The sequence below is a fragment of the Isoptericola sp. NPDC056618 genome (genome assembly GCF_042792715.1).
Classification (GTDB): Bacteria; Actinomycetota; Actinomycetes; order Actinomycetales; family Cellulomonadaceae; genus Isoptericola; species Isoptericola nanjingensis.
The window spans coordinates 177,815-191,335 of sequence record NZ_JBHTVZ010000007.1; the positions used below are offsets into that span (position 1 = coordinate 177,815).

Here is a 13,521-nt window from a genome sequence, read left to right on the forward strand (position 1 = left end):
GGGGCACGGCTCGTCGGGCACCGCCGATGGGATAGTCGCCTCGTGGGCTCCCCGCGGGTCGTGGGGAGGTCCGAGGCGCTCGTCGCCGTCGACGATCTGCTCGGCGCGGCGGAAGAAGGGCCCGCGGCCCTGGCGCTGAGCGGACCTCCGGGCATCGGCAAGACGACGGTGTGGCTCGCCGCCCTGGACCGGGCCCGCGAGCGAGGCGTGCTCGTGCTCGCCAGCCGGCCGGTGCCCGCCGAGGTGCGGCTCGAGTACTCGGGCCTGCGGGAGGTCCTCGACCCGCTGTCCGACGCGGTCGGCACCCTGCCGCTGCCGCAGCAGCGTGCGCTCCGGGCGGCCCTCGGCGTCGAGCCCTCCGGGCCGGGCGGCGGCCCCCAGCTCGTCGCCGCGGCCGCGGGCACGCTGCTGCGCGACGCGGCGGCACGCGGGCCCGTCCTGGTCGCGGTCGACGACCTCCAGTGGCTCGACCCGTCGAGCCGGCAGGCGATCGCGTCCGCGTGCCGCCGTACGCCCGGCCGGCTCGCCATCCTCACGAGCGCCCGCACCTCGGACGCCCCGGCGGGCGGCGAGGACGTCCCGGTCGCCGTGATCGAGCCGGCCGACCCCCGCCGCCTCACCCATCTACCACTCGCGCCGCTGACGCCGGCCGACGTGACCGCGGTCGCCCGGGACGTCGCGGGGCGGACCCTCGCCGCGACGACGATGGAACGCCTGGTCGAGGCCGCGGACGGCAACCCGCTCTTCGCGGTCCAGCTCGCGGAGCACTGGCGCTCGCGCCCCACCCCGGACGGCCTGCCGGCGAGCCTGCGAGCGCTGGTCGCCGAGCGGTTGTCTGCCCTCCCGCACGCCACCCGCGACCTCCTGCTCACGGCGGCGTGCCTGGCCGACGCGCGGGTCGACGCGCTGGCCGCGGTCCACGGGGACGTGGAGGCCGTGGCGGCGGCCGAGGACGCGGGGGTCGCGCGCGTCGCCGACGGGCGGCTCCGCTTCGCGCACCCGCTGTTCGCGCTCGGGGTCCTCGACGCCGCTCCGCCGACCCGCCGCCGCGAGCGGCACCGGCGGCTGGCGGAGATCGCCGGCGGCGCGGCCGACGACGAGGCTCGCGCCCGTCATCTCGCGTACGCCGCGGCCGGCCCGGAGCCCGCGACCCTCGACGCGCTCGACGCAGCGGCCGACGCCGCGCGGAGCCGTGGCGCGACGTCCGTCGCGGCGGAGCTCGGCGAGCTGGCCCTCGGGCTGGGCGCGCGGTCGCCGCAGCGGCTGCTGCAGGCCGCCGCGGACCGGCTCGGCACGGACGCGTACGGCCGCGCGCTCGAGCTCGCGTCCGAGGCCCTGCCCGCGCTCACGGCGCCGCTCGAGCGGGCGGGCGCGCTCGCCACCGTCGGGCAGGCCCGGTTCCGGCTCGGCGACATCGAGGGGGCGGTGTCCGCCCTGCGCGCCGCCCTCCCGCTGGCCGTGGGCGATGCCGACCTGCACGTCTCCGTCTTCGGCGACCTGGCGACCTGCCTCCTCAACTCCGGGCGGCTCGAGGCCGCCCGTGCGGAGCTTCCCGCGGTCGACCCCGCCCGCTCCCCGGCGACCGCGGCGGCGACCGCTCCCTCGACCGCTCCGGCGATGGACGACGGCGCGCTGGCCGAGCTGCTCGGCGCCCGCGTGGTGATCGACCAGCTCGCGGGCCACGGCTACCACGACCGCATCGCACGACGCGCCCTGGCGCTGGAGAGCGCCGACCGGGTCACCCCGGCGATCCGCTGGCCGACCGTGAACGTCGCGTCGGCGCTGCTCTTCAGCGGCCGACCGGGCGAGGCCCTGCCGCTCCTGGCCGCGGCGGAACGCCGGTGCGTCGACCGCGGCCAGGAGACCGACCTCTGGTTCGTGCAGTTCTCCACCGTGCGCGCCGCCCTCCTCGTGGGTGCGGTCGAGACCGCCGCGGAGGCCGCGGAGCGACTCGACGAGCGTGCCCGCCGGACCGAGGGCCCGGTGCTCGACCTCATGGCCCGCACCGCGGAGGCGCACCTCCTCGCGTGGACCGGCCGGACGGACGCGGCGGCGGCGACGGCGCGACGGGCCGTCGAGCGGTTCGAGGCGCTCGGTGCGGCGCACGTGGCCGCGCTCCCGGCCGCGGCACTGGCGTCCGTCCTGCTCGCGGCGGGCGACGCGCCGTCCGTCGTGACCCTGCTGCGGCCGCTCGAACGGCTCCTGACTGCGGCGGGATACCGCCACCCGGGTTTCCCGCACCACCTGTCGGAGCTCGTCGAGGCGCTCGCCACGGCCGGCGAGACCGTGGAGGCCGCCGCCGTGCTCGACGGGTACGAGCAGGTCGCCGCCCGAGCCGGCGAGGCCTGGCTGCGCGGCGTCCTCGCACGCGGGCGGTCGGCCGTGTCGGCCGCGACCGGGGACGTCACGACCGCGCGCCAATACCTCGAGCGCGCGCTGTCCTGCTTCGCCGCCCCGGATCTCGGCGCGGAACGGGGACGCACGCTCGTGTCGCTCGCGCGCCTCGAGCGGCACGGCCGCCGCCGCGCGTCCGCCGCGGCCGCGGCCCGCCGCGCGGTGGCGGAGCTCGACGCCGTGGGCTGCGCGCTGTGGTGCCGGGTCGCGCAGGACGAGGTCGACCGGTCGTCGGGCCCGCGCAGCGGCACCGCCCTGACGGCGATGGAGGAGCGCGTCTGCACCCTCGCGGCCCGCGGCCTGACCAACCGGGACGTCGCGTACGCGCTGACGATGAGCCCGAAGACGGTCGAGGCCCACCTCGCTCGGGCCTACGCGAAGCTGGGCATCCGGTCGCGCGCCGAGCTCGGTGCGCGGATGTCACCCGCGCCGGGCCCACCCGACAAGGACAACACCTGATGCAGGAGGGCCGCGTTGCGGGCGAGACTCGGTCTGGGCCCGAGCACGCGGGAGGCTGTCGTGGGAGCTCCGCTGGTGTTCGAGGTCTGGGCGGACGACGGCCCTCCGCGCCCGCCCCCCGCGCCGGTCACGACCTCACCGAGGGTCCACGGGGCGCAGGCCGGCAAGGTCCTCCTCGCGCTGCTGCTCGGGGCCGCGGCCGCGGCCGGCACCCTCACTGCCGTCGATCGCGTCGTGGCACGGCCGCCCGCGGTGGAGACCCCGCAGGACGCCGCCGACCTGGTGCCGCACCGCCTCGGACGCGGGGACCTCTGCGGCCCAGGACCGCGCTGCTGACGCCCGGTCAGGTCGCCACGAGCCCGACCACCCAGGCGAGGGTGGCCACGACGCCCCCGGCGAGCTGGACGCCGATCGTGATGAGCGTGGCCTTGAGCGCCGCGCGCGTGGCGGTCCAGGCGACGGCCGCGTCGCGCCGTCGGGCCAGCTCCACGAGGAAGACGGCCCCGGCGAAGAAGAGGAAGAGCCCGACGACGGGCACCACGAAGAACCCGACGATCCCCGCGACGCCCGCCAGGGCGAGCGTGCCCCAGGGCACGTCGGCCCGGCGCATGTGGCGCCCCGCGAGCAGCCACTGACCGGTCTCGGCGGCCACGACCGCCAGGGCGGCGACGGCGAAGCACACCCACGCCGTCGTGCCGCCGGTGACCCACGCCCACACGAGGATGCTCCCCAGCACGAGCACGTTGCCGGGGAGCACCTGGACGACGATGCCGACCAGGCCGACGGCGATCGCCAGCCCGACCAGCACCTCCCCCAGGACGCTCATCGCACCCGCCCCGGGGCCACGTGGACGGTCACCAGAAGACGGCGACCAGGATGTTGACCAGCGTCAGGGCGCCGATCGAGTGCTTGAGGCCGGGGGCCACGGCACCCGTGCCGTTGTCGCCCTTCGAGCCCTGGCGCTTGGCGACGAACGCGAGCACGGCGATGATCAGCGCGATCACCAGCTTGACGCCGATCTTGGCCATGCTGGGACCGTCGGTGTCCCACATGCCGCTCATCTCGGCGATGCCGACCATGAGGATGCCGGCGACGAGCGCGGTCGCGGCACCGTGGAAGACCCCGCGGTAGAGGCCGGGGCTCTTGATCGAGGCGATGTAGCCACCGAGGACGATCGCCCAGCCCACGAAGTGGAGCGCGACGAAGACGTGGTAGAGGAACTCCATGCGGGCAGCCTAGCCGCGCGCGGAGCGGGATCTGACACCGGTGTCCGCAACCGGTCACACATCACACCCGGACAGGCGTCCGCAAGCTGCCCCCACATCGTCCCACCATGTGGTCCCACCATGTGGACCTGGTCTCGCGCGACTCCGCCCGGAGCGGTTACGGTCATCCCCATGACCACGGCCGCGCACCGCCTCCTCGTGACGACTCGTCACGAGATGCCGGCGTGCGTGCGTCGCAGCATGCGCAGCTGTCTGTGCTGCTGTCGCTGATCGCGCCCTACCTCAGCCCCGCCGCGGACTCGCGGCTCCTGAGCACCGGCGCGCGCCGTCGGTCCTCGGCCCACCCCCGCTGAGTCGCTCGTCGTCGCGCGTCCCGCCCCCGAGGACCCGAGGAACTCCCCCAGATGACGACGCAGACCACCGCACCCGCCCCGACCAGCGACGACGCCCCCGCCCGCGTCCGCCCCCCGCGCGCGACGCGCCCGAACGGGCAGTGGAAGGTCGACGGCACCGAACCCCTCAACCACAACGAGGTCTTCAAGCAGGAGGCGGCACCGCTCGGCGTCCGCGAGCGCATCGAGTCGACCTACGCGCGCGAGGGCTTCGACTCGATCACCGACGACGACCTGCACGGCCGTTTCCGCTGGTGGGGCCTGTACACGCAGCGCAAGCCCGGGATCGACGGCGGCCGCACCGCGACGCTCGAGCCGCACGAGCTCGAGGACCGGTACTTCATGCTCCGCGTCCGCTCGGACGGCCAGCCCCTCTCGCCCGCCGCCCTGCGGGTGCTCGGCGGCATCTCGGCCGACTTCGGGCGCGGGTCCGCCGACATCACCGACCGGCAGAACATCCAGTACCACTGGATCGAGATCGAGAGCATGCCGGAGATCTGGCGCCGCCTCGACACCGTGGGCCTGGAGACCACCACCGCCTGCGGCGACTCCCCCCGCGGCTTCCTCGGCAGCCCGGTGGCGGGCATCGCGGCCGACGAGATCATCGACCCCACCCCCGTGATCCTCGAGATCAAGCGCCGCTACATCGGCGACCCGGAGCTGGCCAACCTGCCGCGCAAGTTCAAGACGGCGATCACCGGCCACCCGAGCCTCGACGTGGTGCACGAGATCAACGACATCTCGCTGGTGGGCGTCGTGCACCCCGAGCTCGGCCCGGGCTACGACCTGTGGGTGGGCGGCGCGCTGTCCACCACGCCGCGGCTCGGCGAGCGGCTCGGCGTCTTCGTCACCGAGGACCAGGCGCCCGACGTCTGGCACGGCGTCATCCGCATCTTCCGCGACTACGGCTACCGGCGGCTGCGCAACAAGGCCCGCCTGAAGTTCCTCCTCGCCGACTGGGGCACGGAGAGGTTCCGCGAGGTGCTGGAGAGCGAGTACCTCGGGTACGCGCTGCCCGACGGCCCGGCCCCCGCGCCGGCCACCCGGCCCGGCGACCACGTCGGCGTGCACGAGCAGAAGGACGGCCGGTTCTACGTGGGCGCGGCACCCGTCGTCGGGCGGGTCGGCGGCAACACCCTCACCGGGCTGGCCGACCTCATCGAGCGGGTCGGCGCGGACTCCGCCCGGCTCACCGCGCACCAGAAGGTCGTGATCCTGGGCGTGCCGGCCGACCGCGTCGACGAGCTGCTGGACGGGCTGGAGCCCCTCGGCCTCACCGCCCGGCCGAGCCTGTTCCGTCGCTCGACGATCGCCTGCACCGGAATCGAGTTCTGCAAGCTGGCCATCGTCGACACCAAGGACACGGCGGCGCGCGTGATCGGCGAGCTCGAGGACCGGCTGGGCGACGTCACCGGGCGTCTCGACCGGCCCATCGAGCTCAACGTCAACGGCTGCCCCAACTCCTGCGCCCGCATCCAGACCGCCGACATCGGGCTGAAGGGCCAGATCATCACGGTCGACGGCGAGCAGATGCCCGGCTTCCAGGTGCACCTGGGCGGCGGCCTGGTCGGCGAGGGGCGCGACGCCGGCGGGCTGGGCCGCACGGTGCGCGGCCTCAAGGTCCCGGCGTCGGAGGTCGGCGACTACGTGGAGCGCGTCGTGCGGCGGTACGACGCCGAGCACGACGGCGGCGAGACGTTCGCCCAGTGGGCGCACCGGGCCGACGAGGAGGCCTTGCGGTGACCGCCGTCGAGATCTCCTCCCCCGTGACGCTCCTCGCGTCCCCGGCCGGCGGCGGCCGGCTCGCCGAGGTGCGGGCGCGGGCGGCGGCGCGCGAGGAGTCGCGCCAGGCCAGGCAGCGCGCGCGTGCGTCCCGGCACCGGCGCTCGGTCGAGGAGCTGCGCCACGTCGTCGAGCGCGGCCAGGCGCAGCTGCACGCCGACGGCGACCGGCCCGAGGCCACGGCCGTGGAGGTCGTCGCCTGGGCGGTGCGGGAGTTCGGCCCGTTCCTCGCGGTCGCGTCGTCGATGCAGGACCTCGTCCTCGCACACCTGGTCTCCCGTCAGCTCCCGTTCGTCGACGTGCTCTTCGGCGACACCGGCTACCACTTCGCGGAGACGCTCGGCACGCGCGGCGCGGTCGAGATCGAGATGGACGTGGACGTCGTCGACGTCCGCCCCGAGCTCAGCGTCGCCGAGCAGGACGCACGGCACGGACCCCGCCTGCACGACCGGGACCCCGAGGCCTGCTGCGCCATGCGTAAGGTGGCTCCCATGCGGCAGGCCCTGCAGGGCTACGAGGCCTGGGCGACCGGCGTCCGCCGCGGCGAGACCGCGGCCCGCGCGAACGCGCCCCTGGTCTCGTTCGACGAGCGCAACGGCGTCGTGAAGATCAACCCCCTTGCGGCCTGGACCGACGAGGAGGTCCAGGAGTACGCCCGCACGCACGGCGTCGTGGTGAACCCCCTGCTCAGCGACGGGTACCCGTCCGTGGGCTGCGAGCCCTGCACCCAGCGGGTCGAGGCCGGGCAGGACGCCCGCGCCGGTCGCTGGGCCGGCCGGGACAAGGACGAGTGCGGGCTGCACGTATGAGCGCCCGCAAGAGGTCCTCGAACGGGTCGCGGCCGGCACGGCCCGCCCCGCCGCACGACACGTACCCGCTGGGCCTGCGCGTCGGCGGCCGCCTCGTCATCGTCGTGGGCGGCGGCCCCGTGGCGCTGCGCCGCGTGCGCGGCCTGCTCGCCGCGGGGGCCCGCGTGCGGGTGATCGCGCCCGACGTCGTGCCCGAGCTCGCCTCGCTCGTCTCCACCGGCGCGATCGAACGGATCACCCGCGGGTACTGCGACGGCGACCTCGACGGCGCGTGGCTGGTACACACCGCGACCGGCGACCCCGACGTGGACGCCCGCGTGGCCGGCGACGCCGAGCTGCTGCGGACCTTCTGCGTCACCGCGGGCGACGCCGAGCTCGGCTCCGCGTGGGTGCCCGCGGTGGCGCGCACCCCCGTGACGGACGCCGCCGGCCGGCCCGCGGGCGACCTCGCCGTGGCCGTGACCGCCGGGCGCGACCCGCGCCGCGCCGTGCGCGTGCGCGACGCCGTCGTGGCCGGGCTCGACGACGGCAGCCTGCCGCTGCGTGCCGTGCGCCCGGCGGGCGACGGCGACGGACGCACGGCACGCCCGGGCCGCGTCGCGCTCGTGGGCGGCGGCCCCGGGGACGCGGGCCTCATCACCGTGCGCGGACGGCGCCTGCTCGCCGCGGCGCAGGTCGTCGTCGTCGACCGCCTGGCACCGCGCTCGCTGCTGGCCGGGCTGGGCGACGACGTCGAGGTGATCGACGTCGGCAAGACGTCCGGGCACCACCCCGTGCCGCAGGACGAGATCACCGCGCTGCTGGTGCGGCACGCGCTCGCCGGGCGCGACGTCGTGCGGCTCAAGGGCGGCGACCCGTACGTCTTCGGCCGCGGCGGCGAGGAGCTGGACGCCTGCCGTGCCGCCGGGATCGAGGTGGAGGTCGTGCCCGGCGTGACGTCGGCCGTCTCCGTGCCGGCCGCGGCCGGCATCCCGGTCACGCACCGGGGGCTCGCCCGCGGCTTCAGCGTGCTCACCGGGCACGACGACGTCGGCCAGGTCCCGGGCGGCACCGACCACACGCTCGTGCTGCTCATGGGCGTCACCCGGCTCGCGGACACCGCCCGCGCCCTCGTCGCGGCGGGGCGCCCGGCGGACACGCCCGTCGCCGTCGTGGAGGACGGGTTCGGCGCCCGTCAGCGCACCACCGTCGGCACCCTCGCCGACATCGCCGACCGGGCGCGCGCCGTGGGCGTGCAGGCGCCGGCCGTGACCGTCGTGGGCGACGTCGTGCGCCGCAGCCCGGCGTGGACGGGGCCGGTGTCCTCCCGCGGCTCCGCTCACACCGTCGCAGCGTCGGCGGTGAGGTCGTCGTGACGGCCGTTCACGCGGGCGCAACGTCGCGGGTCGCCGCCCGCCCTAGGGTCGCGGCATGACCGTCCCCGCGCTCCTCGCCGTCTCGCACGGGACGGCGTCCGCCACCGGGGCGGGCGCCGTCGCGACCCTCGTCGAGGCCGTGGCCGCCCGCCTCCCCGACGTCCCCGTGCACGCCGGCTTCGTCGACGTGCAGCAGCCCGACGTCCCGGCCTGCCTGACCGGGCTGCGGGGCCGCCAGGCGACGAGCGTCGTGGTGCCGCTGCTGCTGTCGGCGGGGTACCACGTGCACGTCGACCTGCGCGACGACGTCGACGCCGCCGTCGCGGGCGGCGACGACGTCACCCTGGGCGGGGCGCTCGGGCCCGACGACCGCCTGGTCGACGTGCTCGAGCAGCGCCTCACCGAGACGGGTCTGCGGGACGACGACACCGTCGTCCTGGCCGCCGCCGGGTCGAGCGACGCGCGCGCCGTCGCCGACTGCGAGACCACGGCCGCCCGCCTGGCCGGACGCCTGGGCCGCCCGGTCGCCGTCGGGTACATCGCGAACGCCACCCCGCGCGTGCACGAGGTGGTCGACGCCGCGCGGGCCCGGCACCCGGGCCGTCGGGTCGTCGTCGCGTCCTACCTGCTCGCGCCGGGGTTCTTCGCCGACCTCGCCGTGCGGGCCGGCGGTGACGCCACCACCGCGCCGCTCCTGGTCGCGCACGAGGACGCGCCCGGCGAGCTCGTGGACGTCGTCGTCGAGCGCTACCGCGCCGCCGCGCTCACAGCAGCCGGCGCGCCGCGGCCCACCGCGTGAGCTCGTAGCGGCTGGAGAGCTGCAGCTTGCGCAGCACGGCGGACACGTGGGTCTCGACCGTCTTGATGGAGATGAACAGCTCGCTCGCCACCTCGCGGTAGGAGTAGCCGCGCGCGATGAGCCGCATGACCTCCTGCTCCCGCTTGGACAGGCGGTCCAGCTCGTCGTCCGCGACCGCGACGTCGCCCGCGGCGGTGCCGAACGCGTCGAGGACGAAGCCCGCGAGCCGCGGCGAGAAGACGGCGTCCCCGCCGGCCACGCGGACCACGGCGCCCGAGAGGTCGGACGCCGAGATGTTCTTGGTGACGTAGCCGCGCGCCCCGGCCCGGATGACGGCCACGACGTCCTCCGCGGCGTCGGAGACGGACAGCGCGAGAAACTTCGTCTCGCCGAGCAGGTCCGCGCAGCGCCGTACCACCTCCGCCCCGCCGCCGCCGTTGCCTCCCGGCAGGTGCACGTCGAGCAGCACGACGGGCGGGCGGTGCTCGTGCACGACGGCCACGGCCTGGTCGACGTCCGCCGCCTCGCCCACCACCTGGACCCGGCCGTCCAGGCTGGCGCGCACGCCGGTGCGGAACATGTGGTGGTCGTCGACGAGCACCACGGGGACCGGCCCCGTCGGCTGCGGCGTCGCGTCGGTGGGAGTGGTCACGTGCGTGCTCCTTCGTCGGCCGTGCTCGGATCGTTCGCGTCGGTGGGGCCGGCGGCGGGCTCCGCCGCCGGCGCGGCCGACCCGTCGCGCGGCATGCGCAGCCGCACCTCGGTGCCCCAGCCGGGCCGGCTGGTGACGTCGGCGGTGCCGCCGCGCCGGTGCACGCGCCCGAGGATGGACTCCCGCACCCCGAACCGGTCCGGCGCGATGTCGTCCATCTCGAACCCGTCGCCACGGTCGCGGACGAACACCTCGACGGCGGCGTCGGTCACCTCGAGGTAGACCGTCACGGGCGGGCGGCCGTGCACGACGGCGTTCACCAGTGCCTCGCGCGACGCCTGCAGCAGGGCCGAGGTCTCCTCCGTGGGGACGCAGTCGCCCACCATCACCGACTCGACCTCGACGGCGCGGCCGTCCTCGACCTCCGCGACGAGGGCGCGCAGCTCCGCCGCGAGCGACGTGCCGGGTGCGGTGCGGTCGGTGTACAGCCACTCGCGCAGCTCCCGCTCCTGGGCGCGGGCCATGCGGGCCACCGCCTCCGGGTCGTCGGCGCGCGAGCGGATGAGGGCGAGGGTCTGCAGGACGGAGTCGTGCAGGTGGGCGGCGATGTCGGCGCGCTCCGCCTCGCGGGCGCGAGCGGCGCGCTCGTCGCCCAGCTCGCGCACCAGCCGCAGCCACCAGGGCGCCAGCATGAGCGCCGCGCCCGCGAGGACGGCGAGCGACGCCACGGCCGCCTGCAGCAGCACGGGCACGGGGGCGTCCTGGCCGATGAGCAGCAGCACCCCCACCATGACGAGGACGACACCCCCCACGAGCCGCAGCACGAGCGTCGAGCGGCGGGTGCCCGACCCGGCGTCCCCGGCGCGGCCACGGTGCGCGGCGTCGAGCTGGCTCCACGCCAGCGCCAGGCCGCCCACGGCGACGAGCGCCGGCAGCACCCACGACGCCCCGACGTCCCATCCCGCGCGGATCGCGACGAGGATGAAGGCGCCCGCGATGAGCGCCGCCCCGATGAGGACGTCCCGCACGGGCAGGGCCGCGACCGGCCCCCGCAGGCGCAGCCGCGGCGCGAGCCGCTGCATGGAGGTGGGCGTGGTGTCGGCGGCCTGCCGCGGGTCGCCCGACGGCACGGTCACCCACCAGAACACGTACGCCACCGCGCCCGCGCCCGCCACCAGCGTGAGCAGGAGGAAGGCGAGGCGCACCACCAGGACCGGGATCCCCAGGTGGGCGGCGAGGCCCGCGGCGACGCCGCCGAGCACCCGGCCCTGGGGGGGCCGGCGCAGCGGGAGGCGCAGGGGTCGCTCGGTGGTCATGCTCCCGATCCTGGCACGTCAGGGGCGCCCCGGGGCGCACGATCTCGAGGTTTCAGGGTCGCCCGGCACCCCGAATCAGGGTCGTGTCAGGGCAGCACCCGATGCCGCGCGGGCTCCCCGATCGCCAGGATGGAGCCATGAGCACCGACGACCTCCCCCAGCCGCCCGGGCCGCAGCCCGGACCCGGTGGCGCCCCCGCCGCGGGCGGCACCCCTCCGCGCCGCACCGGCGACGGCTTCTTCGACTCCATCCGCCGCATGGGCGTCACCCGGTCCGACAACCGCTGGGTCGGCGGCGTCGCGGGCGGCGTGGCCGAGCGCTTCGGCCTGGACCCGCTGCTGGTGCGCGGCCTGCTGATCCTCAGCTTCTTCCTCACCGGCGCGGGCATCGTCATCTACGCGATCGCGTGGGCGCTGCTCCCGGAGCGGGACGGCCGCATCCATCTGCAGCAGGCGTTCCGCGGGGACTTCGACGTCGCGCTCCTCGGGGCGGTCGTCGCCCTCATCGTCGGCTTCGCCTGGGGCGACGGCCTGAGCTGGTGGGGTTTCGGGATCGAGTGGATCGGCGCGCTCCTGTGGGTGGCCGTCTGGGTCGGGATCGTCTGGCTGGTCGTCAAGCTGATCCGCGACCGCCGCCCCGGGAACGGGGGCCCCGGCGCCCCGCCCGCGCCGCCCTACCCCGCGGCTCCGCCCTACCCCGCCGCGCCCGCGCCGGGCACGACCGACGACCCCGCCGGGGGCGGGCCCTCGTCCGCGAGCTCCTTCACGCCGGCCCCGCCCGCCCCGTACCTGACGACTCCCCCGGCGCCGCAGCCGCCGGCCGAGCCCGCCAGCCCTTCCGGCGCCTGGGACGCCGCGCCCGCGGCGCCGTCCGGCACCTGGGCCGCCGCGCCCGCCCCGGCCGCTCCCCCGGCGGCGCCGGTCGTCGCGCCGCGCCCGCCGCGGCCCCCGCGCCCCGTGCGCCGGGGCCCCGGCGCAGCAGCGGTCGGCATCGTCCTCGGGCTCGTGCTGCTCGCCGGCGCGCTGCTCCTCGTCGCCGACCGCACCGGGAACCTCGGTCTCCCGCTCGGGCCCACGTGGCTGGGCGCCTCGATCGTGATCCTCGGGGCCGGGCTCGTCGTGACGGGCCTGCGGGGCCGCCGCGGCGGCGGCCTGACGTTCCTCGCGATCCTCGCGCTGATCGCCGGTGTCCTCACCTGGCCCTTCGCCGGGGACCGCACCTCCTGGGAGCTCTGGGACGCCGCGCCGCAGCAGCCCGGCGCAGCCGCCGTCGTCAGCGACGGCACCCTGCACCCGACGACGGCCGCCGAGGCCGAGGAGGGCGTGCACGTGCGCTTCGGCGACGCGACGATCGACCTCACCGACCTCGACCTGACCGACGTCCCGCTGGACGACCCCGTCGTCGTCCCCGTCACGATCTCCGCCGGCAACGCGACCGTCCTGATCCCCGACGGCACGGCCGTGGAGGCCGACGTCGAGGTCATCGCGGGCAACGCCGAGTGGTTCGTGGACGGCCAGGACCGCTCCGTCAACACCTACACCAACGGTCCCGTGCGGTTCACCACCGAGGAGGCTCGCGAGGCCGACGGCGCCCGCCTGCTGCTCGACGTCGGCGTGCGCGCCGGCAACCTGACCATCGAGGAGTCCTGATGAGCGACGACAAGCCCACCACGCCCGGCCCCGAGCCGGACGAGACCCAGGCCCTGCCGGCCGCAGACGAGACCCAGGCCCTGCCCGCGGCCGACGAGACGCAGGCCCTGCCCGCGGCCCACGAGACGCGGGCCCTGCCCGCGGCCGACGAGACCCGGGCCTTCCCGGCCTCGGGCGACACCCGCGCGTTCCCCGTGGCGGGGCCGGACGACCCGCTGTCGATCTTCGACCAGCCGGAGCGGCCCGCGGAACCCGCCTTTGCCGAGGACGCGTCCACGCGGCCGGCGGCGACCGTGCCGCGCACACCCGCCCCGGGCTACGGCGCCACCGTGCCCGAGCCGACGCCCGAGCCGGCCTCGTCCGGGTGGGCCTCGTCCGAGCCGGCGGAGGCGGTGCCCGCGACCCCGGTGGCACCGGCCCCCGTGGACGAGCCGCCCGCCAGCACCGGCCCGCGGGCGAGCACGATCGTGTGGGGCTTCCTCGTCGTCGCCTTCGGCGTGGGCCTGGTGGCCAACGCCGCGGGTGCGCACATCGACGTCGAGCTGGCCGCGATCGTGCTGCTCGCCGCGGCCGGAGCCCTGCTGGTGATCGGCTCCGTGGTGAGCGCGGTGCGCCGCCGACGCCGCCCGACGACCGCCCGCTGACGCGCACCGTCACGACGACGCGGCGGTGACCCGAGGGTCACCGC

Annotated in this window: 12 protein-coding genes; 8 read left to right on the top strand and 4 right to left on the bottom strand. The window is 76.7% G+C overall.

Features of this window, described 5'->3' with window-relative positions; all coding sequences use genetic code 11:
* Positions 1 to 42: 42 nt before the first annotated feature.
* Both ACFQ8T_RS11475 and ACFQ8T_RS11480 read left to right on the top strand, forming a co-directional pair.
* Complete coding sequence (locus ACFQ8T_RS11475; RefSeq protein WP_430546656.1) at positions 43 to 2,853, top strand: AAA family ATPase; 2,811 nt, start codon at positions 43 to 45, stop codon at positions 2,851 to 2,853.
* 60 nt (positions 2,854 to 2,913) lie between these two features.
* Positions 2,914 to 3,189, top strand: a complete 276-nt coding sequence (locus ACFQ8T_RS11480; protein WP_430546657.1) for a hypothetical protein — start codon at positions 2,914 to 2,916, stop codon at positions 3,187 to 3,189.
* Positions 3,190 to 3,196: 7 nt separating this feature from the next.
* On the opposite strand, the gene ACFQ8T_RS11485 is transcribed toward ACFQ8T_RS11480, so the two are convergent.
* Together ACFQ8T_RS11485 and ACFQ8T_RS11490 are read right to left on the bottom strand one after the other, a co-directional pair.
* Positions 3,197 to 3,679 (bottom strand): DUF456 domain-containing protein, encoded by a 483-nt coding sequence (locus ACFQ8T_RS11485; RefSeq protein ID WP_430546658.1) that lies wholly within the window; start codon positions 3,677 to 3,679, stop codon positions 3,197 to 3,199.
* 28 nt (positions 3,680 to 3,707) lie between these two features.
* Positions 3,708 to 4,079 (bottom strand): hypothetical protein, encoded by a 372-nt coding sequence (locus tag ACFQ8T_RS11490; RefSeq protein WP_430546659.1) that lies wholly within the window; start codon positions 4,077 to 4,079, stop codon positions 3,708 to 3,710.
* A 404-nt stretch (positions 4,080 to 4,483) separates the two neighbouring features.
* Between ACFQ8T_RS11490 and ACFQ8T_RS11495 the strand changes: the two genes are divergently transcribed.
* From ACFQ8T_RS11495 to ACFQ8T_RS11510, 4 genes are read left to right on the top strand one after another with little or no spacing between them, the layout of a single operon-like run.
* Positions 4,484 to 6,214 (top strand): nitrite/sulfite reductase, encoded by a 1,731-nt coding sequence (locus ACFQ8T_RS11495; protein ID WP_430546660.1) that lies wholly within the window; start codon positions 4,484 to 4,486, stop codon positions 6,212 to 6,214.
* The gene (locus tag ACFQ8T_RS11500) at positions 6,211 to 7,062 is read left to right on the top strand and encodes a phosphoadenylyl-sulfate reductase (protein ID WP_430546661.1); all 852 of its coding nucleotides are present in this window, start codon (positions 6,211 to 6,213) and stop codon (positions 7,060 to 7,062) included. Before ACFQ8T_RS11495 ends, ACFQ8T_RS11500 begins: the two co-directional genes overlap by 4 nt.
* A complete protein-coding gene (cobA, locus tag ACFQ8T_RS11505; protein WP_430546662.1) occupies positions 7,059 to 8,417 on the top strand; it encodes a uroporphyrinogen-III C-methyltransferase in 1,359 nt (452 codons plus the stop codon). The genes ACFQ8T_RS11500 and cobA overlap by 4 nt, the downstream gene beginning before the upstream one ends.
* A gap of 55 nt (positions 8,418 to 8,472) precedes the next feature.
* Positions 8,473 to 9,216, top strand: a complete 744-nt coding sequence (locus ACFQ8T_RS11510; RefSeq protein WP_430546663.1) for a sirohydrochlorin chelatase — start codon at positions 8,473 to 8,475, stop codon at positions 9,214 to 9,216.
* Here ACFQ8T_RS11510 and ACFQ8T_RS11515 read toward each other — a convergent pair.
* Both ACFQ8T_RS11515 and ACFQ8T_RS11520 read right to left on the bottom strand, forming a co-directional pair.
* A complete protein-coding gene (locus ACFQ8T_RS11515; RefSeq protein ID WP_430546664.1) occupies positions 9,182 to 9,868 on the bottom strand; it encodes a LuxR C-terminal-related transcriptional regulator in 687 nt (228 codons plus the stop codon). The two genes, ACFQ8T_RS11510 and ACFQ8T_RS11515, sit on opposite strands and share 35 nt — an antisense overlap.
* The gene (locus ACFQ8T_RS11520; protein WP_430546665.1) at positions 9,865 to 11,184 is read right to left on the bottom strand and encodes a PspC domain-containing protein; all 1,320 of its coding nucleotides are present in this window, start codon (positions 11,182 to 11,184) and stop codon (positions 9,865 to 9,867) included. Before ACFQ8T_RS11520 ends, ACFQ8T_RS11515 begins: the two co-directional genes overlap by 4 nt.
* Positions 11,185 to 11,321: 137 nt before the next feature.
* Here ACFQ8T_RS11520 and ACFQ8T_RS11525 point away from each other — a divergent pair, with 137 nt between their 5' ends.
* Both ACFQ8T_RS11525 and ACFQ8T_RS11530 read left to right on the top strand, forming a co-directional pair.
* Positions 11,322 to 12,833, top strand: a complete 1,512-nt coding sequence (locus tag ACFQ8T_RS11525) for a PspC domain-containing protein (RefSeq protein WP_430546666.1) — start codon at positions 11,322 to 11,324, stop codon at positions 12,831 to 12,833.
* Positions 12,833 to 13,477, top strand: a complete 645-nt coding sequence (locus tag ACFQ8T_RS11530) for a hypothetical protein (protein ID WP_430546667.1) — start codon at positions 12,833 to 12,835, stop codon at positions 13,475 to 13,477. Before ACFQ8T_RS11525 ends, ACFQ8T_RS11530 begins: the two co-directional genes overlap by 1 nt.
* Positions 13,478 to 13,521 lie beyond the last annotated feature (44 nt).

Coding starts and splice junctions, on each gene's coding strand:
- ACFQ8T_RS11525 (WP_430546666.1), top strand. CDS start 11,322: ATGAGCACCGACGACCTCCCCCAGCCGCCCGGGCCGCAGCCCGGACCC.
- ACFQ8T_RS11510 (WP_430546663.1), top strand. CDS start 8,473: ATGACCGTCCCCGCGCTCCTCGCCGTCTCGCACGGGACGGCGTCCGCC.
- ACFQ8T_RS11495 (WP_430546660.1), top strand. CDS start 4,484: ATGACGACGCAGACCACCGCACCCGCCCCGACCAGCGACGACGCCCCC.
- ACFQ8T_RS11485 (WP_430546658.1), bottom strand. CDS start 3,679: ATGAGCGTCCTGGGGGAGGTGCTGGTCGGGCTGGCGATCGCCGTCGGC.
- ACFQ8T_RS11490 (WP_430546659.1), bottom strand. CDS start 4,079: ATGGAGTTCCTCTACCACGTCTTCGTCGCGCTCCACTTCGTGGGCTGG.
- cobA (WP_430546662.1), top strand. CDS start 7,059: ATGAGCGCCCGCAAGAGGTCCTCGAACGGGTCGCGGCCGGCACGGCCC.
- ACFQ8T_RS11520 (WP_430546665.1), bottom strand. CDS start 11,184: ATGACCACCGAGCGACCCCTGCGCCTCCCGCTGCGCCGGCCCCCCCAG.
- ACFQ8T_RS11530 (WP_430546667.1), top strand. CDS start 12,833: ATGAGCGACGACAAGCCCACCACGCCCGGCCCCGAGCCGGACGAGACC.